This is a genomic window from Fictibacillus halophilus (assembly GCF_042680145.1).
Lineage (GTDB): Bacteria > Bacillota > Bacilli > Bacillales > Fictibacillaceae > Fictibacillus > Fictibacillus halophilus_A.
This window is the reverse complement of sequence record NZ_JBHTNQ010000001.1, coordinates 1,640,627-1,665,811: the sequence shown is the minus strand read 5'-3', so window position 1 is coordinate 1,665,811 and position 25,185 is coordinate 1,640,627. Positions and strand designations below refer to the sequence as shown.

Genomic DNA, 25,185 nt, shown 5'->3' with positions numbered 1-25,185 from the left:
CCTGATTTTTAGGCATTCTAAAGTACCACTTTAAAAGAATTTCTGCTATAGTAAACAGGGATAAGTTTCAAAGTATAGGAGGAAGAACAATGGAAAGTAAAATCGAGGTTCTTTCTACAGTTAAGGTAGACAAGTCTAGTGATTTGTATAAAGTTGTTTCTGAATTGAACAAAACATTAAAGCATCAGGATTTAATGTTTGGGCTTGCGTTAGATGACGAGAATAAAGATAAGATGATATTTACGATCTATCGCACATAGAGAGGCTGAAATATGGGAAAAAAGTGGATACTTATAATTGTTGGCATTTTGATTTTAGCAAGCTGGCAGGCGTACTATCTTTATAGCGGAGTGCACGCAAAACCGCAGAAAAAAGAAGCTGAAGCTGTTGAACTCGCAAAAAAAGAAAAAAATCTCACATCTGTTTCAAATGTGGAGCACTTTTTCAAGAACGAAACCTATTATGTAGTTGAAGGCAAGAACGAGCATGGGACTGACATGATCGTCTGGGTAGGAAAAGATAAAGAAATTTTTTCCGAGATTGCTAAAAAAGGATTATCAGAAAAACAGATGATTGATTATGTGAAAAAAAACCATAATGCTGAAAAAATCATTGACAGCCGTTTAGGCATGGAAGATGAGATCCCATTATGGGAAGTTGTCTACATCGATGATCAAAATCGCTATACGTATTATTATGGATACTTTGAAACAGGAAAACGGTATGAGATCTATCGACTTAAAGAATCAGAACAATAAATAGTGGAGGGATATTTTAATGAAGCTTGCAAAACGTGTGGAGGCATTGACACCTTCAACAACATTGGCAATTACAGCAAAGGCAAACGCACTTAAAGCAGAAGGGCACAATGTAATCGGTCTTGGTGCAGGAGAGCCGGATTTTAATACTCCAATACATATTATTGAAGCTGCTTATCAGTCTATGAAAGAAGGACATACAAAGTATACAGCTTCTGGCGGTCTTCTTTCGCTTAAAAAAGCGATCACAAACAAATTAAAGGAAGATCAAGGGCTAACTTATGAAACTTCTGAAATCATCGTGAGTACAGGAGCTAAACATTCACTTTATTCCTTGTTCCAAGCAATAATAGATGAAGGAGACGAAGTGATAATCCCTATTCCTTACTGGGTAAGCTACCCTGAACAAGTTAAACTTGCAGGGGGAGTTCCAGTTTACGTAGAAGGAAAAGAAGAGAATCAATTTAAGATTACAGCAGAGGATTTGAAAACATCAATCACAAAACAGACAAAAGCGCTTGTTTTAAATTCTCCGAGCAATCCGACTGGCTCACTTTATACAGCTGACGAGCTGAAAGCGATCGGTGAAGTCTGCCTTCAAGAAGACGTACTGATCGTTTCCGATGAAATCTATGAAAAATTAATCTATGGCGGGGCAAAGCACACATCTATTGCTGAACTTTCACCAGAGCTGAAAGAGCAGACGATCATCATTAATGGACTTTCAAAGTCACATGCGATGACAGGATGGAGAATCGGGTTTGCAGCCGGAAACGCTAAGATCATTAAGGCTATGACAAATTTGGATAGCCACAGTACATCAAATCCAACAACGATTTCTCAGCATGGTGCTTTAGCTGCTTATAATGGCACACAAGAGCCGGTTGAAGAGATGCGTCAAGCTTTTGAAGAACGTATGAACAAAGTTTATGAGCGTCTGATCACATTGCCTGGCATCAGTTGTGTTAAACCAAATGGTGCTTTCTATCTGTTTCCGAATGCAAAAGAGGCTGTTAAAAATACAGGTTTCTCAACAGTAGATGAATGGGTTGAAGCGATCTTAGAGGAAGAGAAAGTTGCGCTTGTTCCAGGATCAGGCTTTGGTGCTCCTGATAATGTTCGGCTTTCATACGCTACTTCATTGGATACGATCATGGAAGCACTTGACCGAATTGAACGTTTTATCGTCCGCCATTCAAAGAAAGATTGATTTTTAGTGAGCGGTCATTCATAATTTTTTGATAGAGACAGATTTTAGAAACAGTGGAGGTACATTTTGTGAAAACTACTATTCAAAAGCTACGCGAACATGTTGGTGAGTCTGTAACGATTGGTGCATGGCTCTCTAATAAACGTTCTTCTGGTAAAATTGCTTTCTTGCAGCTGCGTGATGGAACAGGATTTGTTCAAGGTGTCGTTGTAAAAAGCGAAGTTGGTGAAGAAATTTTTACAAAAGCAAAAGGGTTGACTCAAGAATCCAGTCTTTACGTAACAGGTACTGTAAAAGAGGACGAGCGTTCATCACTTGGTGTGGAACTTGAAGTCACTGATGTAGAAGTACTTCATCAAGCGGTAGATTATCCGATCACACCGAAAGAGCATGGAACAGAATTTTTGATGGATCACCGTCATCTGTGGATTCGTTCAAAGCGCCAGCACAGCATTTTAAAGATCAGAAACGAAATCATACATGCTGTAAACGAGTTCTTCTATAACAATGATTTTGTAAAAGTAGACCCTCCAATTCTTACAGGAAGCTCTGCTGAAGGAACAACATCATTGTTCCATACAAAATACTTTGAAGAAGATGCTTATCTTTCTCAAAGCGGACAGCTTTATATGGAAGCTGCAGCGATGGCACTGGGGAAAGTATATTCTTTCGGGCCGACTTTCCGTGCTGAGAAGTCTAAGACACGCCGTCACTTGATTGAGTTCTGGATGATCGAACCTGAGATGGCATTCGTTGAACACGAAGAATCTCTTGAAATTCAGGAACAGTTCATCTCACATATTGTTCAATCTGTTATTAAGCGCTGTGAAAACGAGCTGAAAACACTTGGACGTGATGTTTCTAAATTAGAGAACGTTAAAGCTCCTTTCCCTCGTGTTTCTTATGATGATGCGATTAAAATGTTAAAAGAAAAAGGATTTGATGATATCGAGTGGGGTGACGACTTTGGTGCTCCTCATGAAACAGCGATTGCTGAAAGTTTTGATAAACCTGTATTCATTACAAACTACCCTAAAGACATTAAAGCGTTCTATATGAAGCCGGATCCAAACCGTGATGATGTCGTATTATGTGCAGACTTGATCGCTCCTGAAGGATATGGAGAGATTATCGGAGGAAGCCAGCGTATTGACGACCTTGCTCTAATGGAACAGCGTTATGAAGAACACGGATTAACGGATGATGCTTATAAGTGGTATCTAGAGCTAAGAAAATACGGAAGCGTTCCTCATTCTGGATTTGGTCTTGGCTTAGAACGTACAGTTGCTTGGATTTCAGGTGCTGAACATGTTCGTGAAACGATCCCGTTCCCTCGTTTGTTAAACCGTTTATATCCTTAATAAATTAGAAAAACCTCCCTGCTGCAGGGAGGTTTTTTTCTTGGCTTTATAAAAAGATAAGACGGGTTCTTATGCTATAATGGTACAAGAGGTGTTGCAAGTGAACGCAATGTTATTTGAAAAATGGATGTCAGAAGGATCAGTCAGCATACCAAATATGCTTTTAAAATCTTATAAAAAAATCGGACTGTCAGACACTGAATGTATGCTGTTCATACAGCTTCATGTCTTTATTGAATCCGGAAACTATTTTCCGACTCCAATAGAACTGGCTGAACGGATGACAGCTTCATCCCATGAGATGTCCTCCATGCTTCGTTCATTGGTAGGGAGAGGGCTCCTTGGGATGGATCAGTACGAAGATAAAGAAAAAGGCGTTTATTTTGAAGCGTATACCTTGCAGCCGTTATGGAACAGGCTGATGGATAGTTTAAAAGAAGAGGAACAAATACAGAAAGAGATAAATAAAGATCAGCTTGAACAGAATGTCTTTGTTTTATTCGAAAAAGAATTCGGGCGGCCGCTTTCACCAATGGAGCTTGAAACATTAAAAATTTGGATGGATGAGGACCAGCAATCTCCAGAGCTCATATTAACCGCATTAAAAGAATCCGTTTTGTCCGGCAAGCTCAACTTCAGATATATCGATCGCATTCTTTTCGAGTGGAAGAAAAACGGAATAAAGACTCCTGAAGCTGCAAAGCAGTATGGAGAGAAATTCCGTGTTAGACAGCTTCAAAAATCTGGCCAATCCGATAAACCAAGAAAAGACAGTGAATTAAAAAGACCCGTTTATAATTGGCTTGAATCATAACTGCAAAACAAACAGACCCTGATAAAACTGGGTCTTCTTTTTCATTACAGGAGGAATGTAATCGTGTTAAACAAAGCTCAGATTCAATTTTGCCTGGAACAGATCGAGGATATGTTTCCAGATGCTCATTGTGAGCTGCATCACTCAAATCCGTTCGAGTTGACGATAGCAGTCCTGTTATCTGCACAATGTACTGATGCACTTGTGAATAAAGTAACTCCAAAACTTTTTGAAAAATATAAAAAGCCTCAAGATTACTTAGATGTTTCTCTTGAAGAACTTCAAGATGACATTAGATCAATCGGACTCTATCGCAACAAGGCGAAGAACATTCAAAAATTAAGTGAGCTCGTGCTTAACGAATACGGAGGAGAGATTCCAAAAGACCGTGATGAGCTGACAAAGCTTCCTGGTGTCGGAAGAAAAACAGCGAACGTAGTCGTTTCCGTTGCTTATGATGTACCAGCGATTGCAGTAGATACACATGTTGAACGCGTCTCTAAAAGACTTGGAATCTGCAGATGGAAGGATTCTGTCTTGCAAGTCGAAGAAACTCTGATGAAAAAGATTCCAAAAGACCTATGGGGAGCAACACACCATCGTCTTATTTTCTTTGGAAGGTATCATTGCAAGGCGCAAAATCCTAACTGTCCTGAATGTCCGCTGCTTTCCATTTGCCGTGAAGGCAAAAAGCGGATGAATCAAAAAGAGAAGAAGAAATGACTTTGAAGATTATAGGCTGACTCAAATGAGGGAATTTCACCTTTTGAGTCAGTTTTTTTAAGGACTTTACAAGAAAATAGTCGTAAAAACATCAACTCAGAGTGGATTCATTTCGAGATCGAACATTATTAGGAGGCTTGGCACCAGCCAAGCTACAGATTATCGGTATTGAGGGGACCCAAACGAGCCGAAAGAAGCCTTGTTAACCGTAATCCCACGAAAAACACACATGAATCCACGAGTTTTGACCCTGAATCCAAAAATTTTGGTGCTGAATCCAAAAGTTTTGGCTATTCATCCACGAGTCTACAATTCTCGACACAGTTCGACAAGCGCTTGCACCCAAATTCTACATAAAAAAGCATGGGGTTATCATCATTTTTTATGTGATGGGCGCATGTTAATATGATCATGACTAATTTATAGATTTAAGTCTTTTTGATAGAAGGAGTGAAGATCAATTGGAACAAAATACAGAACAATTGACAGAGATTTTTAAAGAATGGAAAGAAAAAAGTCCTTATATAGCGGTTTATTTTAAAGAACGCAACCGAAGTAAAGCAAAAGAGCCGATGCTCTGCTTTTTTCAGCAGTTTTTGATGGCGTTATACTGTGGCAACGGAAAAACTGCCAAAGAACAGGACTTGATAATGTGGAAAGAGAACCTAAAGGAACTGGATCAACTTCCTGTAAATGCAATAGAACGCCTTTCATTTATTGAAGAACAGCCGGATCATTATCAATCTTTTATTCAATTAAGTGAATTATTTTTCGAATGGGAAAAGAAAAGTGTCATACTTTTAAAGCGAAAAACATAAGGACAAGGCACTTGGACATATGATGAAAGCATGAGATGTTTCAAGGAGGGGTATCATGCAGATTCATGTAGTGAAAAAAGGCGATTCCTTATGGAAGCTTTCACAGTACTATAGACTCCCATGGCAAGAGCTCGCTGCGGTAAACAGGCTGACATCAAAAGACAAACTTACTGTAGGCCAGACGCTATTTATCCCTACACCTTTTACCTATACGGTTCAGCCTGGAGATACTCTGAAAGAGATCGGGGATATGATTGGCGTTTCTGTCACACAGCTGCAGCAGGCTAATCCAGGTGTTACGGATATGAATTTAGTTGCCGGAAAGCAGTTAAATGTTCCTGAACGAACAAAAAAAGATATAACGACAAATGCATTTGCCGAACCCGTTCCAAAAGCAAAAGAAAATTTCGCAGCAGCAGCAAAGGGATTAACTTATATTACGATGTTCAGTTATGAAGTAAATGAAAAAGGCGAACTAAAGCCGCTGGATGATACCGAATTTTTAAGAGACGTCAAAAATAAAAATGTAAAACCGCTCATGTCTATTACCAATATTAAAGATGGAGAGTTCAGTGAAGAGGTAGGTACAGCGATACTGACAAACAAAGAGATCACGAACAAAGTGATAGAAAATTCACTAGCTATGATGAAACAAAAAGGATACCAAGGAATATCTGTTGATTTTGAGTTTTTAGGAAAGAAAAATAAAGAAGCTTATAATCAATTTTTAAGAATCTTAACAGAAAAGATGCATCAGCAAAAATATATTGTAATGACTGCAGTCGCACCAAAGATCAGTGCAACACAGATTGGTGAATGGTATGAATCACATGATTATAAAGCACATGGTGAGATCGTGGATTACGTCATTTTGATGACATATGAATGGGGTTACAGCGGGGGACCTCCAATGGCAGTTAGTCCAATCGCTTCAGTTAAAAAAGTGTTGGATTATGCTGTTAGCGAGATTGATCCAAAGAAAATTTTAATGGGAATCAATTTATACGGCTACGATTGGACGCTTCCATACAAGCCTGGTGGAGAATTTGCTAAAGCTCTGAACCCTGTTCAGGCAACTCAGCTAGCCGGAAAAAGACAGGCAGCCATTAAGTACAGCAGAAAGGATGAAGCTCCATATTTCAGATATTGGGATAAAGATAAAAAAGAACATATTGTATGGTTTGAAGATTTAAGAAGCATGAAAGCAAAGTTTGATGTTGTCGATCAATACGGTTTTGCTGGAGTAAGCTTCTGGAACTTATCATTTGGTTATCCTGTGTTTTGGAATTACTTAGTAGACCGATATAATATTAAATAAAAAATCCGCCAGCTTAAATAGCTGGCGGATTTTTAATGTTTGTTACTGGTTAAATGGAGGGAATTGCAAGCCTCCGCCTTCTTCCTCTTCTTCATCTCCGCCTCCTTGACCAGGAGGTGGAGTACCAGGTTCTTGACCCGGAGGAGGCTCAGTACCAGGTTCTCCGCCAGAAGGAGGCGGTGTTCCCGGTTCACCTTGACCTGGAGGGGTACCCGGTTCACCTTCGCCAGGAGGAGTTCCCGGTTCACCTTCACCAGGTGGCTGCGGCGGTTGTTCTCCTTCTGGCGCTTCAATCGTGATTGATGTTTCAGCAGGTTCGCTTTCAGTGTTGTTTTCACTGTCGACTGCAATCACTTGGAACGTGTATTTACCAGGAGCAGGGGATGGAACAACAAATTTCGTATCGTTGATCGTTGCTCTTTCCTGCATCGGTCCATCGTTATAGCTTGCAAGGACCTTAAAGGTAACACCTTCTTTTTTCTCGTACTTCCATTTTACTTCGATCTCATTTTTCTTTTCATCGAACTTCGCTTCAAGTCCTTCAATGCCAGTTGGTTTTTCGAACTTATCACTGACATCTGGCAGTTTAGATCCTTTGACGAACAGTTCGATGATCTTTTCAGAATCTGGCGTAAACTCGCTTGCGCGTTTTCCAGTTCCTTTTTCCATCGGAACTTCAGTCACAGATTTCGGTTTCTTAAAGTCTGTGTTCTTGTGCTTAAGCTGACTCATGATGTCTTTAAAGATCTGTTTTGAATAATCGTCTTTTGTTTTATCAAGATATAACGCCTCACCGTTATCATCTTGGTAGGAATCATACCCGGTCCAAACAGCTGCAGAATAGGTAGTTGTGTAACCAGCCATCCAAGCATCTTTCGTTGCGTTGCTAGGCATGCCATACTTATCCCGAAGGTCTTTAGGGAAGTTTGTTGTACCCGTTTTACCAGCTAAGTGGAGACCGCTGACATTTGCCTGTGTACCAGTACCACGGTCCATAACATCTTTAAGCATATCTGTAATCATATACGCGGTGTAGTCTTTCATAGCTGCTTTCGGTTCTGGATCGACTTCGATTACTCTTCCGTCAGGGAATTCTATTTTACGGATCGTTGTCGGTTTTGTGTAAACACCGCCGTTGCCGAATGCCTGATAAGCACCTGCCATTGTAAGCGGTGATACTCCTTGTTCAAATCCGCCGATCGCATAAGACGGGTAAGTAGTATCTGGATCTAAATCAAACCCAAGTTTGTTAGCGAAATCGGTAGCTTCTTCAGGACCAATTTCTTGGAACGTCTTAACAGCAGTCGTATTTTTAGATTCTACTAATGCCTGGCGCATCGTAATGTCTCCAACATTTTCCTTATTGAAATTGTTGATCGTTACATCGCCGATCTTGACTGGTTCATCGTTTAACATATGAGCAGTGCTCCATTTTTTGTTTTCGATGGCTGGACCGTAGTCTAGAATCGGTTTGATCGTTGACCCCGGCTGGCGTGTAATCCTTGTTGAGAATTGGTTGCTTAATTCGTCTCCGCGGCCGCTTCCGACAGCACGGATTGCACCTGTTTTGGTATCAACGATTGCTACACCAGACTGTAATAGCTTATGCTCGGGCTGTAATTTAGCTTTCAATACATCTTCGGTAACTTGCTGAGCTTTAGTATCAAGATTCGTGTAAATCTTCAGCCCGGAAGAGAAAATGTCAGCTTCTTCAAGTCCTTCAATATCTTTTAGGTCATCCATTACTTGTTTAATATATGCATCATAAGGGCGTGTTTCTGTATTAAGTTTACCAGGGTTAATTGTATCTTTTACAGAAACACTCTTTGCCTTTTCTGCTTCTTCTTTAGAAATGAATTTATGCTGTGCCATCAAGTTTAAGACAACATTGCGTCGATGTTCAGCTTCTTTTGGATTTCGAGTCGGATCATAATAGCTTGGAGCTTTTGGTAACCCAGCCAATAAAGCAGCCTCGTGGACTTCTAATTCACTAACATCTTTATTGAAATAAGTTTTTGCTGCCGTTGCTACACCCCATGCGCCATTGCCAAAATAAATCTTATTTAAATACATTTCTAGAATCTGATCCTTCGAATACTTTTGTTCTAGCTGAACAGAAAGATATGCTTCACGGATCTTTCTCGTAAGGGATTTTTCATTAGTAAGAATCGTGTTCTTTATAACCTGTTGGGATATTGTACTTGCACCTTCAGCACCAAATCCTTCTGTAACGTTAGCAAATGCAGCACCGAATAAACGTCTTACATCAACACCGCTATGTTTGCGGAAACGAACGTCTTCCGTTGCGATAAAAGCATTTTGAACAGGTTCAGGGATTTCATTTATCTTCACTCTGATCCGTCTTTCTTGACCAGAAACAAGAGAAACTTCTTTGTCATTCATATCCATAATTTTAGAAGATACAGGTGTTTCTAGTTTCTTCGGATCAAGCTTTGGAGAAGTAGCTGCGATTACACCTACTGTTAAAAGTCCTAATAATCCTAAAATAACTGCAAGCAATAGGAGAGTCTTTTTCCAATTGCGTCTTGGCTTTTTTGTTTTCTTTGCCGGTGTAGAACCATCAGACGATTGTCTTCTTTCTACTCGGCTTCGGTAATCTTTTGACATAGTTTTACCAACCTTTCAACTTCATAAAAAAACTAACATTATCAATATTCGTGGCCAATTCTGAGTTTATGAACAATCAAAGGGAAGGAGCGAAATAGACACGATCTACCGTTTCTAAATAATTCAGTCTAGGTTGATACCCGTTAGTAATAGAATGTCCTTTTTCTTCTATTTCACCCTTTGGAATTGATTTTCTCCCCATGTTTTGTTCCTTCCAATAGAGAACAAGGTAAGAGCTGTCCAGCAGATAGCTTTCATCCGTAGAAGAGAATCGAAGAATGATAAAAGATATTCCGCCATGATCTAAAATTTGCTGCATATGTGTGATCTGATGCTCATGAAAATTCTTAAGCGGAAAACTAGTCTTGTTCTTTGTTTCTTTTGCTTCAAAGTCAATATATCTTCCTTTATATACACCGTTATAATCGGTTGTAGAAGCGAGTTTAAAGTATGCTTCACGAATGACAGCTGCAGATCTTTTCGGGTACTCAACATTCACGATTTGTACCGGAGTAGGTTTTTTGTGAATGATCGCTTTATTCGTTAAGAGATAAAATTGATTGCTTTGATTGATATCGTCTTCGAGCGACATCCCTCTGTTGCTGTATGAAACTTCTCTTTTTAAAGAAGATGAGGAAGACGATCTTGTTTTAGTTACAGAAGCCACTTTCTTACCATTTGGATAATGAAAGGTTCCCATAATTCATCTCCTTTTCAATTAAAGATGGCTATGCGCATTATTACGAAAATAGATACACATAGCCCGTATTAGTTTACTTTTTTAATAGTACAGAAAGTTCATCTTCATTAAAGCCCATTACAACCTGTTTGCCCTCTTCTGTCTTGATCACAGTAACAGGAGTTGCCGAAGCACCCAGATCCATAACTTCCTTCATAAAGCTTTGATTTTTTCGTATGTCGCGTTCTTCAAATTCAATATTATTTGCTTTCAGCCACTCTTTTTCTGCGAAGCATGGAGGGCACGTTTCCTGTGTGTAGATGATTACTTTTTTCTCCAATTTTTATGCCTCCTTTTTCCATTTTGCATCTTTCATAAAGATTAGTTTACTCCTTTTTCTTACGCGATACAAATATTTTATAGTGCTGGAGCGAACGATAAAAGATAGGACGTAACATAGGAGGTACAGTGTGAAGGAGCGGTATCAGGATATAACGATGGAAATCTTGAATAATACGATTTCACAAAATCGTGATAATATTTCACGTACCGTAAGCTATGCCGCTTTTTTTAAAAGAAATCCTGAGATAAGATGGGCGATGCTCGCGAGTATAGTTTCACGCAACGCTGGATACAGCATGTGTGATCTAAAAGGAGAATGGCTTCCAAGATTCTTATCTAAAGATACAAGAAAACATTTGTTTCATACATACGAACGTGCAAACTGGCTGATTTTCCAGGATGCTTATCCTCAGTTGCTGCTTTATGAATACTCCAAGGAAAAAGGTGCCCCATTATTTGATCTGCTTGATAACTTTTATGTTTCAGCATTCATGAAAGAAGAATGGCACCGCTTTTGGATCGAAAGAGATTTGAAGAGAATATGTACATCACTGATCATAAATGAACAGCATGTGATCGAAAATCCTGTGATTAGGCATTCTTTTTATAAAAAGAGAATTTTTTCGGGGATCCCATTTCTGCTCCAGGACTATATGCATTTCAGCACAGTACTGTTTCCTGTTCTTTCAGGCGATGTATATGGAATTTCAGTTCATGGATTTAAAACTGTAAAAAACAGAATAGAAACAGGAAAGATGCTTTACACCATTTTGTTCGAGTCCAGATGGAGTGAAGATATTATTCGTTTTTCTGACGCAGTTACCCATACTGGTTCGAGGCACGATTTTGAAAAGTATGTTTATCCGAAAAAAAAGAGGGAGACACCGTTGCTCAGGATGGTCTATCCGATTGTCCGCCATCATAGAAAGCCTATGAAAGACTGGTATAGGAAGGGAATGAATACGGAGTTATTTTATCAACCAGTAAAGAGAATTCAAGACCCATGTCTTACAGATTGGTATAAACAAAAACAAAGACAAATTAAAATAGGCATCCTATTAAAAGAATGGATACAAAATCTTTAAATACAAAAGGCTGTTTTCTTAAACATTGTTGTTAGTAGGAGGAGGTTGATTTCCGCTCCAGGTTGCTCGCTTTCCGCGTGGCGTGCGGTGAGCCTCGGCACTTTGTGCCCTTAGGAGTCTCCCCTGTCCCGCTGATCCGCAAGGACAAGGAAGGCTTCGGCAGCTATACATCGCACGAAGAAAATGTGAAGTTCATTTTCGAGGAGTCTCGCACCTTGCGCTCCAATCAACTAGTCAATGAAGCTTACTCAAATGTTCAAAACAACAAACTTTTAGAAATGAGCCATACAAAAAGACGGCAGAGGAGATGCCGTCTTTTTATTGGTTACGTGCTTGGAATATCGGGACCATTCAGTTTCTTATCACCATAACCTGTGTTTTGCTTTTGTTCTGTTTTTTCAGTTCCTTGCTGTTGTGAATATTGATCCTGATTCTTTTGCTGTTTGCTTTCTTCGTTCATTTTATTGCACCTCCTTTTATAAACGTGAACTCATATTAGTTTTACGGTTGATGCGACTGAATATACAAACAATCAACAATTAGCTGTCGAATTAAAGTTGAAAAAGGAAATTTACACTTTCTTTGCCGAATAAAAACTAGTTTTGTCACGTGTGAAGGGGATAAGAGGATACAGCACGAAATTAATTCCTACAAGAAAACGGGGAGGGATTCATAATGGAAATGGTGTTGAAAACCAAAACTGTCTCTGAGGAACTCGGGGTGAATCCGACAACGGTTCAGCGCTGGGTAAGACATTTTAACATTCAATGTGATAAGAACGAACATGGACATTATTTGTTTAAGCAAGAAGACATCGAGCAGTTAAGGGAAATAAAAGCTCAGCTCGACAATGGATTATTGATGAGTGATATTCAAATCCAGTCATTTCAAACATCAGAGAAATCCGTAGAACTGCCAACCCAGTTTGAAGAGAAGTTTGACCGGCTTAATGCAGCCATTAAAGCATTAGAAAAAAAGGTTGAAGAGAAAGCTGATGCTGTTGTTTCGTATCAAATGCTGCAGCATGCATCAGAGCTCGAAGAACTTATAAAAAAAATGGAAAACATGGAGGCGCGTCTTCAGGATCTTGAGGTAGCTTTATTAAAAAACAATTATCCAGAAGAAAAGCTTTATGTAAAGGAAAAGCCGAAAAAGAACTGGTTTGTGAGTCTGTTTACACTATAAATAAAATGAAAAGTGTAAGTCTCTTCATTCTTTGGTACGATATAAAGAATGGAGGGACTTTTTTATGAGCAATTTGTACAAAAAAACGACAGAATTAATCGCTGATATTAATGAAGCGTTTCATATTTATAAAACAGAAACAAAAGCAAGGGAGACGGAAGCGGATTTTTATACTGAAGTTAAGCCGTTTGCAGACCGCATCCATTTTAGGGTACAAGAGTGGGAGCCGCTGGCACGTGAATGGGTAATCACAAATAAACCTAAATACTTATATCCAATTCAGATCAAGACCGCAGCTGAGAACATCGGTTACCTGGGTGTTTATGTTTTTCAAAAAAATATGAAAGATAAGCGGATTACGGAAATGGTGAAATCAGTATTGTATGTTTTGAACCAAATGAAAGAACAAATGAGTTCAGATGAAGAATAAAATTTCACGTACCGTACAATTAAATTATTTTTAAATAAAGGAGCGAGCAAGATGTATCATCCATCGGTTTATGATAATCTAAAGGTTGTGCTTGAAGGTGCCGTATATGATTTAGATTTTGCTGGCGCGATAGAAATTGTAGATCGAAGAGATTTAGTGGATCTTGCCGTTATCGGCAGAAGCTATTCAATTGATTTTATTGTTTCAGGAATCAGTCAGTCTTTTAAAGGAAATCTTACTTTAAATACAAATCTTGAAAATTACGCAACTGAAAAACTAAAAGACAATCCTGAAGGGGCTGGCAGCAAGGTTTCCATATTTATAGAAACTCCTGTTTATGAAATTGAAACAGATTGTAAACAGCTTCAATCCATTTTGAAAAAATGGTCAGAAGGTGATTTAAAAGGAGACATTCAGCAAAAACTTACCTATATATATGGAGAATCAAGAAACGTTTTCAGCAACAAGATCTCCATCCATTTACAAAAGCCTTTTTCTGAAGAAGAACCTGAACGTTTTTCGCTAGTACTTGAACAGGTTATCGCATCAATGAAAGAAATGAATGAATATTTTAAGGGGTATAAAAAATGACACAACTGATACATAGTTTTCCGGAATTTATCCAAAACGCTTGGAATAAAAGCGGATTTACGTCACTAACTGACATTCAGGAGCGCGCTATTCCTAATTTATTAGAGAATAAAGACATCGTTATTGAGTCGCCGACTGGAACAGGCAAAACTCTTGCATATGCTTTGCCTGCACTTGCTAAGCTAGATCCAGAAACAAAAAATGCACAAGTAGTATTTCTTGCACCAACTAGAGAACTTGCCATGCAGATTTATGAAGTTTGCCAAAAGTTCACCGAAAACAGCGGGCTCAGCGGTGCTTCTCTAATTGGAGGAGCAAATATGCAGAGACAGCTTGATAAATTGAAGAAAAAACCTCAATATATCGTTGGGACACCAGGACGAGTAAAAGAATTAATACAAAACAAAAAATTGAAGGTGCATGAAGTTAAAACGATTGTCATTGATGAAGCGGATCATATTATTGAAGCTGGTTTTAACGGAGATGTCGAACAAGTAATAGCTGCCACCTTAAAAGATCGCCAGCTCGTATTTGTTTCGGCAACAATTAATAAAAAGACAGAAGATTGGTCTAATAAATTAGCAGTCGAACCTTCAATAATTAAAGTCCAAAAACAAGAAACATCAAGCCAGGTGACACATACGTTCATGGTATCTGAATACCGTGATAAGGTGGATAACCTTCGAAAGCTAATTCGCCATACACCTGGCATCAAAGCGATTGTTTTTATAAACAGTTCTATGAAAATGGATGAATTCGCTTCAAAGCTTGAATACAAAAAGATTAAACTTGGTGTTCTGGCAGGTAACTCTACAAAACAAGAGAGACAAAAAGTATTAAATGATTTTAAACGAGGGAAAATTCCAGTACTTTTAACAACGGATGTTGCGACACGCGGTCTGGATATACCTGATGTTACACATGTAGTACATCTTGAACTTCCTGAAGATGTTAAGCAATATGTTCACCGTTCAGGAAGAACCGGCAGAATGGGGAAGGAAGGAATTGTTGTCTCACTCGTAACAAAAGCTGAATTGTCATCTGTAAAGAAATGGACTGCAAATATAAATGTGCCCCTGCAAAAACAGCTCCTGGAAAGAGGCAATGTAGTTATAGAAGATATTCAAAAAAATACGGTTAAGAAACAGTCACCTCAGAAAAACGGGTTAACAGCGAATAAAAAGCCTTTTTCTGCTAAGAAGAAAAGAGATTCAAAAGACAGCAGATAAAAGTTTTTGTTTTTGACTCGTTTGTGTGGATATTTTAAAAAAGGAATTACGGGTTTAATAAGAGAATTTTCCCTATAAAGGGGAGATTATTTTGGAAACCAAAGAATTTTTGTATCAGATAAAACCGATTCGATCAGATTTTATGGAAAATCAGTCGCAAGAAGACAAAAAAGTATTAGAAGCTCATTTTTTTCTACCTTCAAAATCTTTTGCAAGAAGATAAGCTCGTGCTGGCAGGTCCATGTCTAGATGCATCTTTTGGTGTAGTGATTTTGCATAATGTAGATCAGGAAGAAGCGAACAGCATCATGGTGAACGATCCTGTTATTGTAAACGAGATAATGACAGGAGAATTATTTCCGTTTCGTATTTCGCTTCTGAAAGTATAAGTTGCTTTTAGAAGTGGTTGATTTCCACTCCAGGATGCTCGCTTTCCGCGGGGGGTGCGGTGAGCCTCGGTGATATATATATGAAGTGCTGCTCCTGCGTCTACAAGAAATTCCTGCCGAAGCGAGATTCCTCGTCGCATGTCTTACGAGAGGAATACTCAGGTAGCTGACACGCTGCTCCTAGCCGTAGTCTCGCACCTTGCGTTCCAATCAACTTGTCAACGAGGGACACACACTAAAACGATCTTAAAGATTACAAAAACTGCATAAATAAAAAAGCATGCGGCCAGTAGCTGCATGCTTTTTTCGTGGAAATCGTCTGGAAGATCTTTATTTTTTGAAAAGCTGTACCCAAGCTCCTTGATAATAAGCAACTCCAATAGAATCATAATTTGTGCTTAAAATGTTTTGTCTGTGACCTGGGCTATTCATCCAATCGTTCATAACAGCTTGTGGTGAAGTCTGCCCTTTGGCAATGTTTTCACCTGCTGCTGTGTAATCGATACCAAAGCTGCGCATCATGTCAAAAGGTGAACCATAAGTTGGTGAATTGTGGTCGAAATAATTCTTAGCAATCATGTCTTTTGCTTTTGCCAAAGCAACATTGCTTAATTCAGCATCAAGTGTTAATGGGGCAAGGCCTGCTTTTTGGCGTTCTTGATTCACCAATTGTGAAACTTGAGTTGCGTATGCACCAACAGAAGATTGAGCAGGAGCAGGTGCGGCAGGTTGTTGTGCAGCAGAAGCTGGCAGATCTAAAACTTGTCCAGGGTAAACCCAGTTGATTTGTCGTACTTGCGGGTTTGCCTGTTGGATTGCCCATAGACTAACATTTGACGCCGAAGCGATTTTATATAATGTGTCTCCAGATTTTACTGTATATTGTTTTGAAGACGATGGAACATAAAGAGTTTGTCCAGCATAAATCGATGAACTGTTTAATAGGTTCATTCCAATTATGTTGTTCAAACTAACATTTTTATCTTGAGAGATACTCCAAAGAGTATCGTTCTGCTGAACCGTATATGGCGTTGCTGCATATGTTGCAGACCCCATCAAAAGAAAAGCTGAAATACTTAAAGAAGCAATTTTTAAACGCATTATATCCCCCGATATCCCAGTTCCTCCAACGAATCCCACTAATTAAATATTCACACAATGTAAGCGCTCAAACAACTGGGAATGGCAGAGAATTTTTGTAAATAAATGTATCTAAGGTGGCAGTTTCGTTCTTTTTAAAGGAATTCCATGTCGAATTGTTGAAGTAAGTTAAAAAAATGTAAAGGGATGATGTTATGAGTTTGCATAAAGCTGCTATGGAAGGAAATGTTTACGAATTACAAACGCTATTAAACGATAAGAATACCGATGTGAATCAGATTCAAGATGGATGGTCACCGCTTCATCTAGCCGCTCATTTCGGAAATACTGAAGCAGCAGCACTCTTGCTTCAAAATGGAGCAAACATACATATAAAATCAGGAAATGAGATGGCTAACACACCGCTTCACGCGGCAGCTGCAAATAAGAACAACCGTAAAGAAATGATGAGTATACTGCTTTCTCATGGTGCCGATATTAATGAAAAACAAAGCGGGGGATGGACCGTGCTGCATCAGGCAGCTCACAATAATGATCCTGAAATGATTCTTTTTTACTTAGAACAAGGAGCAGATCCTTATTCAGCAAAAGAAGATGGAAAAACAGCATTAGAATTGACTGAAGATGAACAACTTCATGAAGCCGCTTCTGTATTGCGAAACTATACACTAAATAAAATCTAAAATACAGGGCAGCCTGTATTTTTCTTTTTTTAATAATTTGTTATTATAAGAAAGGAGTTTTTAAGAAGCAGAAGTAGGTGGAATTATGCAATATCAAGTTTTGTTGTATTACAAATATGTAACTATAGATGATCCGGAATCATTTAAAGAAGAACATCTTGCCTATTGTAAGGAACTTGGCTTAAAAGGGCGCATCCTAGTTGCCCGTGAAGGAATAAATGGAACGGTTTCCGGAACGATTGAACAGACCCAAAAATATATGGATGATATGAAAAATGATCCTAGATTTGCAGATACAGTTTTCAAAATAGAAACTTCAGAATTTCATGCATTTAAAAAGATGAAAGTCAGAGTGAGACCTGAATTAGTGCATCTAAGTCTTGAGGATGATGTAAATCCAAATGAAACTACAGGTAAGCACCTTTCCCCAAAAGAATGGCTTGCAGCTATGGAGCAAGAAGACGTAGTAATCCTGGATGCACGTAATACGTATGAATATGATCTTGGACATTTCAAAAATGCGATCAGACCTGATGTGGAGACATTTAGAGAACTTCCACAATGGGTGAGGGAAAACTTTAGTCAGTTTAAAGATAAGAAAGTACTAACGTATTGCACAGGTGGAATCCGCTGTGAGAAGTTCTCTGGTTTTCTTTTAAAAGAGGGATTTAAGGATGTTTCTCAGCTAGCAGGCGGAATAATCAGCTATGGTTATGACGAAGAGGCAAAAGGGAAGCTCTGGGATGGGAAATGCTATGTCTTTGATGAACGAATCTCAGTTCCAGTAAATCGAAGCGGTGAAGAAACGGTTGTCGGCAGATGCTGTCACTGCGGAAATCCTGAAGAACGTTATGTGAAATGCGGAAACCCTGAATGTAATGCACACCTATTAATGTGTGAGGATTGTGAAAAGGAACATAAGCGATCTTGCAGCAAGGAATGTCTTGAGCATCCTTGGAATCGCTATATAAAAGAACAAGAACGAGAAAGCTCTCCTAAATAGGAGGGCTTTTTTTTCTCCTATTTTTTGTTATATAGCGTAAAATAATTATTAGGAGGAATGAAGATATATGAAAAAGTATAATCTTTTACTATGTGTCTGTATTATGTGTTTTTTATTATTTGTATTTTATGACTCTCGGATAGTACGTGCATTCGATGATGCTGTAAGAGAATTCATTCTAAGTTTGAGAAACGATACGTTAAATGAAATTGTTACCGCCTTTACATATGTGGGCGATGCCAAAGTATTAGCGTCATTATGTATATTTGGTGTAATAGGTTTATTCCTTTTTAGAAACTGGCTGAGCGGTATTCTTCTGCTTGCAAGTATAGGAATTTCCTATGGTGTGAATCTTCTATTAAAGAATGTATTTGAAAGGGAACGTCCATTAGGGAGTCGTTTATTAGAAGAGGATGGGTTTAGTTTCCCCAGCGGGAACGCTATGGTAGGAACATCTTTCTATTTATTTTCAGCATTCTTGCTCTATAAAAAATTCCAAAAGCCATGGATTCTTTGGATCGGTGCAATTCTTCCATTTTTCTTGAGCGTAAGCCGCGTCTATGTAGGAGTACACTTTCCATCAGATATACTTGCAGGATTCAGTATTGGATTAGCTTTTTGTGTTTGTTTAACAGTTATATACAAAACTTTAAATGCTAAATCTGCAGAGATACAAAACAATAAGAATACCTATTTATAGATTTTCAATTGTTCTGGTTTTTTGATATAATAAGTCGTAATGTTTACGAGAGGGTGCAAAGAGATGCTGCCAATTGTGTTTCCTGAAAACAAACTTGAGTATATACCAGCTTTTATAACACTAGCCATCTTTACAATATTCGCTTGGCGAACAGTTGTATTTTTTAAAAAACATTCTGCAAAAGAATTAAAAAGAGCTCAATTAGTAGAAGAAGATTTACTAAGCAAAGAGACGCAAAACAAGGACTTATGACGAGTTCTTGTTTTTTTTTGAAAAAAATTTATATTTCTATGAATAGGTTTTCAAAATTAACCCATACTACCTTTAACGGAAAAACATCTCTGCTTTTCCGTACATATTATCTCCCAAAGGAGGGAAATCGCATGGCACGTAACCAAAGCAACCAAATCGTAGTTCCTGGAGCACAAGGAGCTCTTGATGCAATGAAGCAAGAGATCGCTGCTGAGTTCGGAGTACATCTTGGACCAGACACAACTTCTCGTGCAAACGGATCTGTTGGTGGCGAAATCACTAAGCGTCTTGTAGCACAAGCGTTAGGCGGACTTCGTTAATCCAGCAACCTCCTTGTAAGAAAAAACCCGGGATTCGTCCCGGGTTTTTATTTTTTTTTGTAGACAACTTATATTTATAATGTTACCATTTAGTCACACATTAAATGTTACCAATTTGGCACATATAATCTAAAGCAAAGAGGGTGGTATTTAGCGAAATGGTTAACCAAGATCTAGTTGATGTCTTTAAAGCATTATCACATCCAATTCGTATTGATATTTTGGACGATTTAAAGAAGCAGCCGCTTTCTACAGGTGAGATAAGTGAAAAGTATGATGTTTCGAGATATGCAATCATGAAACATCTTAGTGTTCTTGTTGATGCTAACCTCGTAATTATCAGGCGAAAAGGAAGGGTGCGCCTCAACTATTTAAATGTGATCCCGCTGCAGAAGCTTTATAACAGGTGGGTCAGCAAATATGAAGCACCACTTGCCCAAGGATTGATACAACTAAAAAACTTAGTAGAAGAAAGGGAAGAGGAGAAAATGGAACAAACAACTGAAAGAAAAGTAGACTCATTCGAGATCGAACAAGAGATAGTTATACAGGCAGCAAAAGAAACTGTATTTAAAGCGTTGACGAAAGACATAAACAGCTGGTGGAAGTTTAGACTCGGAGAAGAAAGTTCAACTTTAATCTTTGAACCCCATTTGACGGGTCGCTTTTACGAAGACTGGGGTAATGGTGAAGGTGCCTTATGGGGAACGGTAACTTATTTTAAAGAGAATGAGGAAATTCGGTTAAATGGACTGCTGGGTATGAGTGGTGCTGTTAACAGCTTTTATTCTTATAAGTTATCTGAGGAAGATAATAAGACTTTTCTTCAACTGACACACCATGCTGCAGGAATTCTTGAACCACATTGGGAAGAAGCTCATCGGCATGGCTGGAATGAACTTCTTGCTGTTCATTTAAAGAATTTTATAGAAAAGAAATAAGGTGCAGAAATGGTAAATGTCGTAACAGAAATAATTATTAATAGTCCTCTAGAAAATGTAGCTCAGTATGCAGCAAATCCTGATCATGCTCCAGATTGGTATGTGAACATCAAATCCGCAGAATGGCAAACCGAGAAAACACTACAAACCGGTTCTAAAATAGCATTCATAGCAGAGTTTTTAGGAAGAAGATTGGAGTATATATACGAGATTGCAGATTATATTCCAGGGCAAAAGCTCGTTATGAAAACGGCTGATGGGCCGTTTCCAATGGAAACGACTTATACTTGGGAATCTATTAATGGAAATCAAACACGAATGACTTTACGGAATAAAGGAGTTCCATCAGGTTTTTCTAAAATATTTGTTCCATTTATGTCTTTAATGATGAAAAAAGCTAATAAAAAAGATTTGATAAAAATTAAAAAAATCCTGGAAAAACAAAAAGCTTGAGAACTGATCTCAAGCTTTTTTCCTTTAATTATTTGCATATATTCTGTCGACTGCCCTTAAATTTACATTTAGCTGTAAACTATGCTCATCACGTAATCTCTTGAAAATTTGAAGAGTAGTATCAATCTGATCATCAGTATGACTTGCAGTCGGTATAATGCGGAACATGAACAATCCTTTTGGGATAACCGGATACATAACAGCTTGTAGAAACAAGCTGTTATCTCGTAAGTATCTAACCCAATGAAGTCCCATTTGAAGGTCGCCCCCAGGAACATAAACAGAAATAATAGGGGAAGGAGTATCAGCTACAAAATAACCTAATTCTCTTAAACCGTTTGAAAGCTTTTGTGATACTTGAAAAAGTCTATGGCGGCGGTCATGACCTGACGAAACAAGCTCTAATGTTTTCCGAAGACTTTTTACATAAACCATCGGCAAACTTTTTGCGAAAATTTGCGTTCTTGCATTGTAGTGAATCCAATCCACAACTTCCTTGTTTGCAGCTGAAACACCGCCAATAGCAGTAAAGGCTTTTGCAAAAGTAGATAAGTATATATCTACTCTGTCTTGAACTCCAAAATGCTCACCAACACCTTTACCGCCCGGCCCCATTACTCCGAACCCATGTGCATCATCGACAAAAAGACGTGCATCATACTTTTCTTTAAGATCACAAATCGCATCTAGCTTTGCGATGTCACCTGTCATTCCATACACACCTTCTGTTAGTATTAGTACACCGCCTTTACGGTTCTTATTTACTGCCTTTAATAATTTTTCAAGACTGTTCATGTCATTATGCCGGAAAACACGAAGGTTCCGCGGATCGCTGACCGCGAGTTTTGCTGCGTCTATGATAGAAGCATGACAAAGCTTATCCATGATTACGATATCATCTTTGCCAACAAGCGAAGCAATCGTACCGATAATGCCTAAATAACCAAAGTTAAAAAGGATAGAAGACTCTTTTTCAGCGAAAGAAGCTAGTTCCTCTTCAAGCAGTACATGCTCCCGCGTGTTGCCGCTAACCATGCGGCAGCCCATTGGACCGCTAACACCCCATTCTTCGGCTGTTTCCACTGCGATTTTCTTTATATCTTCGTTTTCTGCCAACCCTAAATAGTTGTTAGTAGCCCACATGATTTTGTCTTGTCCTTTAAATGACATTACTGTTCCGGGAACAGAATCTAAAACTGGTGATACAAAATACTGATCATCTGAAACCCGGAAGTCCCCGAAATAACCTTCATTTGTTTTACATTTATCAAAGATATCAATGTACTTCGTTTGAATCTGTGTCATATGAAACCACCTTTTCGAATATTTGAATGTTTGTCTATTTCGGTAAAATTTTACAATTACCTTCAATGTTCGATATAAAAATTTTTGAGATTTGTCCTTTTAAATAAATGCTAAAAGAAATTCAAAATTTCATGTATAATGAAAGCGTTAACAAAGTTTTTATGTCCTATGGGGAGTGGATCAAATGACAGAACAGAAAAAATTGGACAGTAAAGAAACTGAAAAAGGGATTTATACTGACTTTATTAATCAGATGACTTATGGAGAATATCTGCAGCTTGATCAAATTTTATCAAGTCAAAAAAGGCTTTCTGGCCACCATGACGAGATGCTGTTTATTATTATTCACCAGGTAAGTGAACTTTGGATGAAATTAATCTTACATGAAACAAGATCAGCTATTTCTTCAATAGAAAACGGTAATCTGCATTCAGCTTTTAAGATGCTTGCTCGCGTATCAAAGATTCAGTCTCAAATAATTGAATCGTGGGATGTTCTATCAACACTTACTCCAGCAGAATATATGGAGTTCCGCGACAAACTTGGACAAGCATCTGGTTTTCAATCTTATCAATATCGCATGATTGAATTTGCTTTAGGATATAAAACGCCTCATATATTAGAAATCTATAAAAAAGATGCAGATCTGCATGAACAGCTGACAGCTGCTCTTCATACACCTAGTCTTTATGATGTATCAATTCAGGCGCTTGCTAAAGCAGGGCTCCATATTGATGAAGAAGTATTAAACCGTGATGTAACAAAACGTTATGAGTACAATAGTTCCGTTGAAGCAGCTTGGCTTGAAGTCTATAAAAATGTTGAAAAGTATTGGGATCTATATGAGCTTGCAGAGAAGCTAGTAGACATAGAAGACTGGCTTCAGCAGTGGCGATTCCGTCATATGAAAACAGTTGAACGAATTATCGGATTTAAAGTAGGAACAGGCGGATCATCTGGTGTTAACTACTTGAAAAAAGTATTAGATCAGCGTTTCTTCCCTGAGCTTTGGGATTTAAGAACAAGTATATAAGATATTAAAGGACGGCTAATTGGGCCGTCCTTTTTGTGTACATAAAAATAAAACCCGGCTCAATAATAAGGGAAGGAACCTTAAGGAGCAAAAAAATGCCAGAACTGCCAGAGATGGAAACATATCGAATACTGTTAAGTCACAACATCATCAATAAAACCATTACAGACGTGGAGATTAATAGAGAAAAATCAATTAATAAGCATGTAAAAGATTTCACTTCCCACGTTCAAGGGGAGACTATAATCCAAATTAATAGAAGAGCAAAGCATCTTATTTTTGAGTTGAGCTCAGGACAGAATCTTTTATTGCACTTAATGCTTGGAGGATGGATGTTTTTAGGGAATGAAAGTAATGGACCTGACCGGACAAAACAAGTGATTTTATCCTTTGGTGATCTTAAGCTTTATTTTATTGGATTGAGGCTGGGGTATCTTCATCTTTTATCGAACGAGGAATTAGAAGAGATACTTGCCGATCTTGGCCCTGAACCCTTTGAAGTAAGTGCAGAAGATTTTGAGAAGATGATCAGCAAGAAAAAAGGAGCACTAAAGCCATTACTAGTAAATCAAAAATTTATTGCAGGTATCGGTAACTGTTATTCAGATGAGATTTGTTACAAAGCAAAACTTAATCCCCTTGAAAAAGCCAATAACCTAACAGAGGAACAAACAAAATCACTGTATGTTGCAATCAAACCTGTATTAACAAAGGCGATTGAGCTGGGGGGCTATATGGATAACCCGATGTACGAAGGTGATAAGAAAACAGGAGGGTATAATGATAATCGTCTTGTTTACGAAAGGGAAGGCCAAAATTGCTTCCGCTGTGAAACTAAAATTGTAAGGGTAGAAAGTTCGGCAATTAAATCATTCTATTGTCCGAAATGCCAAAGATAATGTTAGGGATTACAGTATACCTTTTTTGAAAATGCACACCCCATATTAACTCTATTTTGCATTTGCGTTATGCAAGTATTTGCTATCTACAATGTTTACAAGCGATCGAACACAAGGATTAATCTAAAGATGAAAAAAATAATTGCTCTGTCTATGACGCTAGGTATATTTTTTAGTCTCTTTTATTTTATTATTATCGTAATAAATGTATCTCCATGGTATGAACCACGTTATTTTATACCGATCGCCGGTATGATTATTGGTAATTCAATGACAGGCATCACATTAGGTGTGAACAACCTGATTACTGGTATGAAATCACATCGGGAGGAAGTGGAAGGAGCTTTAATGCTGGGAGCAACACCAAAAGCGGCTTCAAAAAAGGTTACCAATGAAGCCTTTGATGCAGCAATGATTACCGCAATTAATTCTATGGTTGGTATGGGAATTGTTTTTTTGCCAGGCTTGATGACAGGTCAAATATTATCAGGGACCTCACCTATCGTTGCAATAGAATACCAAATAGCTGTCATATTAGGTATCGTTGGAAGCGTTTCACTCTCTGTAATCCTATTTTTGCATTTAGGATATAAACAGTTTTTCAACGAGAGAAGCCAATTGATTCTTGATTAAGATTAAAAAAAGGGCTATCACAAAAATAAGTAAACTTACTTTTGACAGCCCCAATTTTTTATTTTTACAGCTATCTTATCGACTTGCTTTCAGTTCATTTTGTAAATCCTCTTCTTTGACAGTTGATCGGAGTGTAAGATGCGAGACTCCTCGAAAATGAAAATCGCATTTTCTTCGTGCGATGTAACTCTGCCGAAGCCTTCCTTGTCCTGCGGGAGTAGCTTGACAGGTGAGACAAAGCGACAAGGTGGCTCACCGCACGCCCCGCGAAAAACGAGCATCTGAAACGGAAATCAACCACT

Annotated in this window: 30 protein-coding genes and 1 pseudogene; 25 read left to right on the top strand and 6 right to left on the bottom strand. The window is 38.3% G+C overall.

Annotation, left to right across the window (positions count from 1 at the left end; translation table 11 throughout):
* The first annotated feature begins 89 nt into the window (after positions 1-89).
* From ACFQ4X_RS08560 to ACFQ4X_RS08525, 8 genes are all read left to right on the top strand, one after another.
* Positions 90-260: a YpmA family protein gene (locus ACFQ4X_RS08560; protein ID WP_066290382.1), complete on the top strand. Its 171-nt coding sequence runs from the start codon at positions 90-92 to the stop codon at positions 258-260.
* A 12-nt stretch (positions 261-272) separates the two neighbouring features.
* Complete coding sequence (locus ACFQ4X_RS08555) at positions 273-758, top strand: DUF5590 domain-containing protein (protein WP_379834432.1); 486 nt, start codon at positions 273-275, stop codon at positions 756-758.
* Between the two features lie 19 nt (positions 759-777).
* Complete coding sequence (locus ACFQ4X_RS08550) at positions 778-1,968, top strand: pyridoxal phosphate-dependent aminotransferase (protein WP_379834431.1); 1,191 nt, start codon at positions 778-780, stop codon at positions 1,966-1,968.
* A gap of 68 nt (positions 1,969-2,036) precedes the next feature.
* On the top strand, positions 2,037-3,329 hold the full coding sequence (asnS, locus tag ACFQ4X_RS08545) for an asparagine--tRNA ligase (protein WP_379834429.1): 1,293 nt from the start codon (positions 2,037-2,039) through the stop codon (positions 3,327-3,329).
* Between the two features lie 109 nt (positions 3,330-3,438).
* The gene (locus ACFQ4X_RS08540; RefSeq protein WP_379837100.1) at positions 3,439-4,143 is read left to right on the top strand and encodes a DnaD domain-containing protein; all 705 of its coding nucleotides are present in this window, start codon (positions 3,439-3,441) and stop codon (positions 4,141-4,143) included.
* 63 nt (positions 4,144-4,206) lie between these two features.
* Positions 4,207-4,866, top strand: a complete 660-nt coding sequence (nth, locus tag ACFQ4X_RS08535; protein WP_379834427.1) for an endonuclease III — start codon at positions 4,207-4,209, stop codon at positions 4,864-4,866.
* 461 nt (positions 4,867-5,327) lie between these two features.
* Positions 5,328-5,684, top strand: a complete 357-nt coding sequence (locus ACFQ4X_RS08530) for a YpoC family protein (RefSeq protein ID WP_379834426.1) — start codon at positions 5,328-5,330, stop codon at positions 5,682-5,684.
* Positions 5,685-5,739: 55 nt separating this feature from the next.
* Positions 5,740-7,002, top strand: a complete 1,263-nt coding sequence (locus ACFQ4X_RS08525; protein WP_379834424.1) for a glycosyl hydrolase family 18 protein — start codon at positions 5,740-5,742, stop codon at positions 7,000-7,002.
* 42 nt (positions 7,003-7,044) lie between these two features.
* On the opposite strand, the gene ACFQ4X_RS08520 is transcribed toward ACFQ4X_RS08525, so the two are convergent.
* From ACFQ4X_RS08520 to ACFQ4X_RS08510, 3 genes are all read right to left on the bottom strand, one after another.
* Positions 7,045-9,630 (bottom strand): PBP1A family penicillin-binding protein, encoded by a 2,586-nt coding sequence (locus ACFQ4X_RS08520; protein ID WP_379834423.1) that lies wholly within the window; start codon positions 9,628-9,630, stop codon positions 7,045-7,047.
* A 76-nt stretch (positions 9,631-9,706) separates the two neighbouring features.
* On the bottom strand, positions 9,707-10,330 hold the full coding sequence (gene recU / locus ACFQ4X_RS08515) for a Holliday junction resolvase RecU (RefSeq protein WP_379834421.1): 624 nt from the start codon (positions 10,328-10,330) through the stop codon (positions 9,707-9,709).
* Between the two features lie 73 nt (positions 10,331-10,403).
* On the bottom strand, positions 10,404-10,649 hold the full coding sequence (locus ACFQ4X_RS08510) for a glutaredoxin family protein (RefSeq protein WP_379834420.1): 246 nt from the start codon (positions 10,647-10,649) through the stop codon (positions 10,404-10,406).
* A 130-nt stretch (positions 10,650-10,779) separates the two neighbouring features.
* On the opposite strand from ACFQ4X_RS08510, the gene ACFQ4X_RS08505 reads away from it, so the two are divergent.
* Positions 10,780-11,736, top strand: coding sequence for a DUF2515 family protein (locus tag ACFQ4X_RS08505; protein ID WP_379834418.1), 957 nt, complete (start codon positions 10,780-10,782; stop codon positions 11,734-11,736).
* A 325-nt stretch (positions 11,737-12,061) separates the two neighbouring features.
* Here the strand turns inward: ACFQ4X_RS08505 and ACFQ4X_RS08500 are convergent, their stop codons facing one another.
* Positions 12,062-12,196, bottom strand: coding sequence for a hypothetical protein (locus ACFQ4X_RS08500; RefSeq protein ID WP_379834416.1), 135 nt, complete (start codon positions 12,194-12,196; stop codon positions 12,062-12,064).
* A 215-nt stretch (positions 12,197-12,411) separates the two neighbouring features.
* Here ACFQ4X_RS08500 and racA point away from each other — a divergent pair, with 215 nt between their 5' ends.
* The 6 genes from racA to ACFQ4X_RS08470 all read left to right on the top strand — a co-directional run bounded on the left by racA (position 12,412) and on the right by ACFQ4X_RS08470 (position 15,560).
* Entirely contained in the window at positions 12,412-12,921 is a 510-nt protein-coding gene (gene racA, locus ACFQ4X_RS08495) for a chromosome-anchoring protein RacA (protein ID WP_066290353.1), read from the top strand.
* Between the two features lie 64 nt (positions 12,922-12,985).
* On the top strand, positions 12,986-13,351 hold the full coding sequence (locus ACFQ4X_RS08490; RefSeq protein WP_066290351.1) for a DUF1798 family protein: 366 nt from the start codon (positions 12,986-12,988) through the stop codon (positions 13,349-13,351).
* A 51-nt stretch (positions 13,352-13,402) separates the two neighbouring features.
* Positions 13,403-13,942: a hypothetical protein gene (locus ACFQ4X_RS08485; protein ID WP_379834414.1), complete on the top strand. Its 540-nt coding sequence runs from the start codon at positions 13,403-13,405 to the stop codon at positions 13,940-13,942.
* A gap of 5 nt (positions 13,943-13,947) precedes the next feature.
* Entirely contained in the window at positions 13,948-15,171 is a 1,224-nt protein-coding gene (locus ACFQ4X_RS08480) for a DEAD/DEAH box helicase (RefSeq protein WP_379837098.1), read from the top strand.
* Between the two features lie 91 nt (positions 15,172-15,262).
* A complete protein-coding gene (locus ACFQ4X_RS08475) occupies positions 15,263-15,394 on the top strand; it encodes a hypothetical protein (RefSeq protein WP_379834413.1) in 132 nt (43 codons plus the stop codon).
* Between the two features lie 4 nt (positions 15,395-15,398).
* A complete protein-coding gene (locus ACFQ4X_RS08470) occupies positions 15,399-15,560 on the top strand; it encodes a hypothetical protein (RefSeq protein ID WP_379834411.1) in 162 nt (53 codons plus the stop codon).
* A gap of 330 nt (positions 15,561-15,890) precedes the next feature.
* Here the strand turns inward: ACFQ4X_RS08470 and ACFQ4X_RS08465 are convergent, their stop codons facing one another.
* Positions 15,891-16,661: a LysM peptidoglycan-binding domain-containing protein gene (locus tag ACFQ4X_RS08465; RefSeq protein ID WP_379834410.1), complete on the bottom strand. Its 771-nt coding sequence runs from the start codon at positions 16,659-16,661 to the stop codon at positions 15,891-15,893.
* Between the two features lie 194 nt (positions 16,662-16,855).
* On the opposite strand from ACFQ4X_RS08465, the gene ACFQ4X_RS08460 reads away from it, so the two are divergent.
* From ACFQ4X_RS08460 to ACFQ4X_RS08430, 7 genes are all read left to right on the top strand, one after another.
* Complete coding sequence (locus ACFQ4X_RS08460) at positions 16,856-17,344, top strand: ankyrin repeat domain-containing protein (RefSeq protein WP_379834408.1); 489 nt, start codon at positions 16,856-16,858, stop codon at positions 17,342-17,344.
* An 85-nt stretch (positions 17,345-17,429) separates the two neighbouring features.
* Positions 17,430-18,347: a rhodanese-related sulfurtransferase gene (locus ACFQ4X_RS08455; RefSeq protein ID WP_379834406.1), complete on the top strand. Its 918-nt coding sequence runs from the start codon at positions 17,430-17,432 to the stop codon at positions 18,345-18,347.
* Between the two features lie 67 nt (positions 18,348-18,414).
* Positions 18,415-19,047, top strand: a complete 633-nt coding sequence (locus ACFQ4X_RS08450) for a phosphatase PAP2 family protein (RefSeq protein ID WP_379834405.1) — start codon at positions 18,415-18,417, stop codon at positions 19,045-19,047.
* A 63-nt stretch (positions 19,048-19,110) separates the two neighbouring features.
* Positions 19,111-19,299, top strand: a complete 189-nt coding sequence (locus tag ACFQ4X_RS08445) for a hypothetical protein (protein WP_066290330.1) — start codon at positions 19,111-19,113, stop codon at positions 19,297-19,299.
* A gap of 131 nt (positions 19,300-19,430) precedes the next feature.
* Entirely contained in the window at positions 19,431-19,619 is a 189-nt protein-coding gene (locus tag ACFQ4X_RS08440) for an alpha/beta-type small acid-soluble spore protein (RefSeq protein ID WP_066290324.1), read from the top strand.
* 158 nt (positions 19,620-19,777) lie between these two features.
* Positions 19,778-20,560, top strand: coding sequence for a metalloregulator ArsR/SmtB family transcription factor (locus ACFQ4X_RS08435; RefSeq protein WP_379834403.1), 783 nt, complete (start codon positions 19,778-19,780; stop codon positions 20,558-20,560).
* Between the two features lie 9 nt (positions 20,561-20,569).
* The gene (locus ACFQ4X_RS08430; protein ID WP_379834401.1) at positions 20,570-21,013 is read left to right on the top strand and encodes an SRPBCC family protein; all 444 of its coding nucleotides are present in this window, start codon (positions 20,570-20,572) and stop codon (positions 21,011-21,013) included.
* A 24-nt stretch (positions 21,014-21,037) separates the two neighbouring features.
* Here ACFQ4X_RS08430 and ACFQ4X_RS08425 read toward each other — a convergent pair whose 3' ends face one another.
* Complete coding sequence (locus ACFQ4X_RS08425) at positions 21,038-22,318, bottom strand: aminotransferase class I/II-fold pyridoxal phosphate-dependent enzyme (protein ID WP_379834400.1); 1,281 nt, start codon at positions 22,316-22,318, stop codon at positions 21,038-21,040.
* Between the two features lie 184 nt (positions 22,319-22,502).
* Between ACFQ4X_RS08425 and kynA the strand changes: the two genes are divergently transcribed.
* From kynA to ACFQ4X_RS08410, 3 genes and pseudogenes are all read left to right on the top strand, one after another.
* Positions 22,503-23,351 (top strand): tryptophan 2,3-dioxygenase, encoded by an 849-nt coding sequence (kynA, locus tag ACFQ4X_RS08420; protein WP_379834398.1) that lies wholly within the window; start codon positions 22,503-22,505, stop codon positions 23,349-23,351.
* A gap of 95 nt (positions 23,352-23,446) precedes the next feature.
* Positions 23,447-24,250, top strand: a complete 804-nt coding sequence (mutM, locus tag ACFQ4X_RS08415) for a DNA-formamidopyrimidine glycosylase (protein ID WP_379834396.1) — start codon at positions 23,447-23,449, stop codon at positions 24,248-24,250.
* A gap of 33 nt (positions 24,251-24,283) precedes the next feature.
* Positions 24,284-24,883 (top strand): annotated as a pseudogene (locus ACFQ4X_RS08410) (ABC transporter permease); the annotation flags it as partial.
* Positions 24,884-25,185 lie beyond the last annotated feature (302 nt).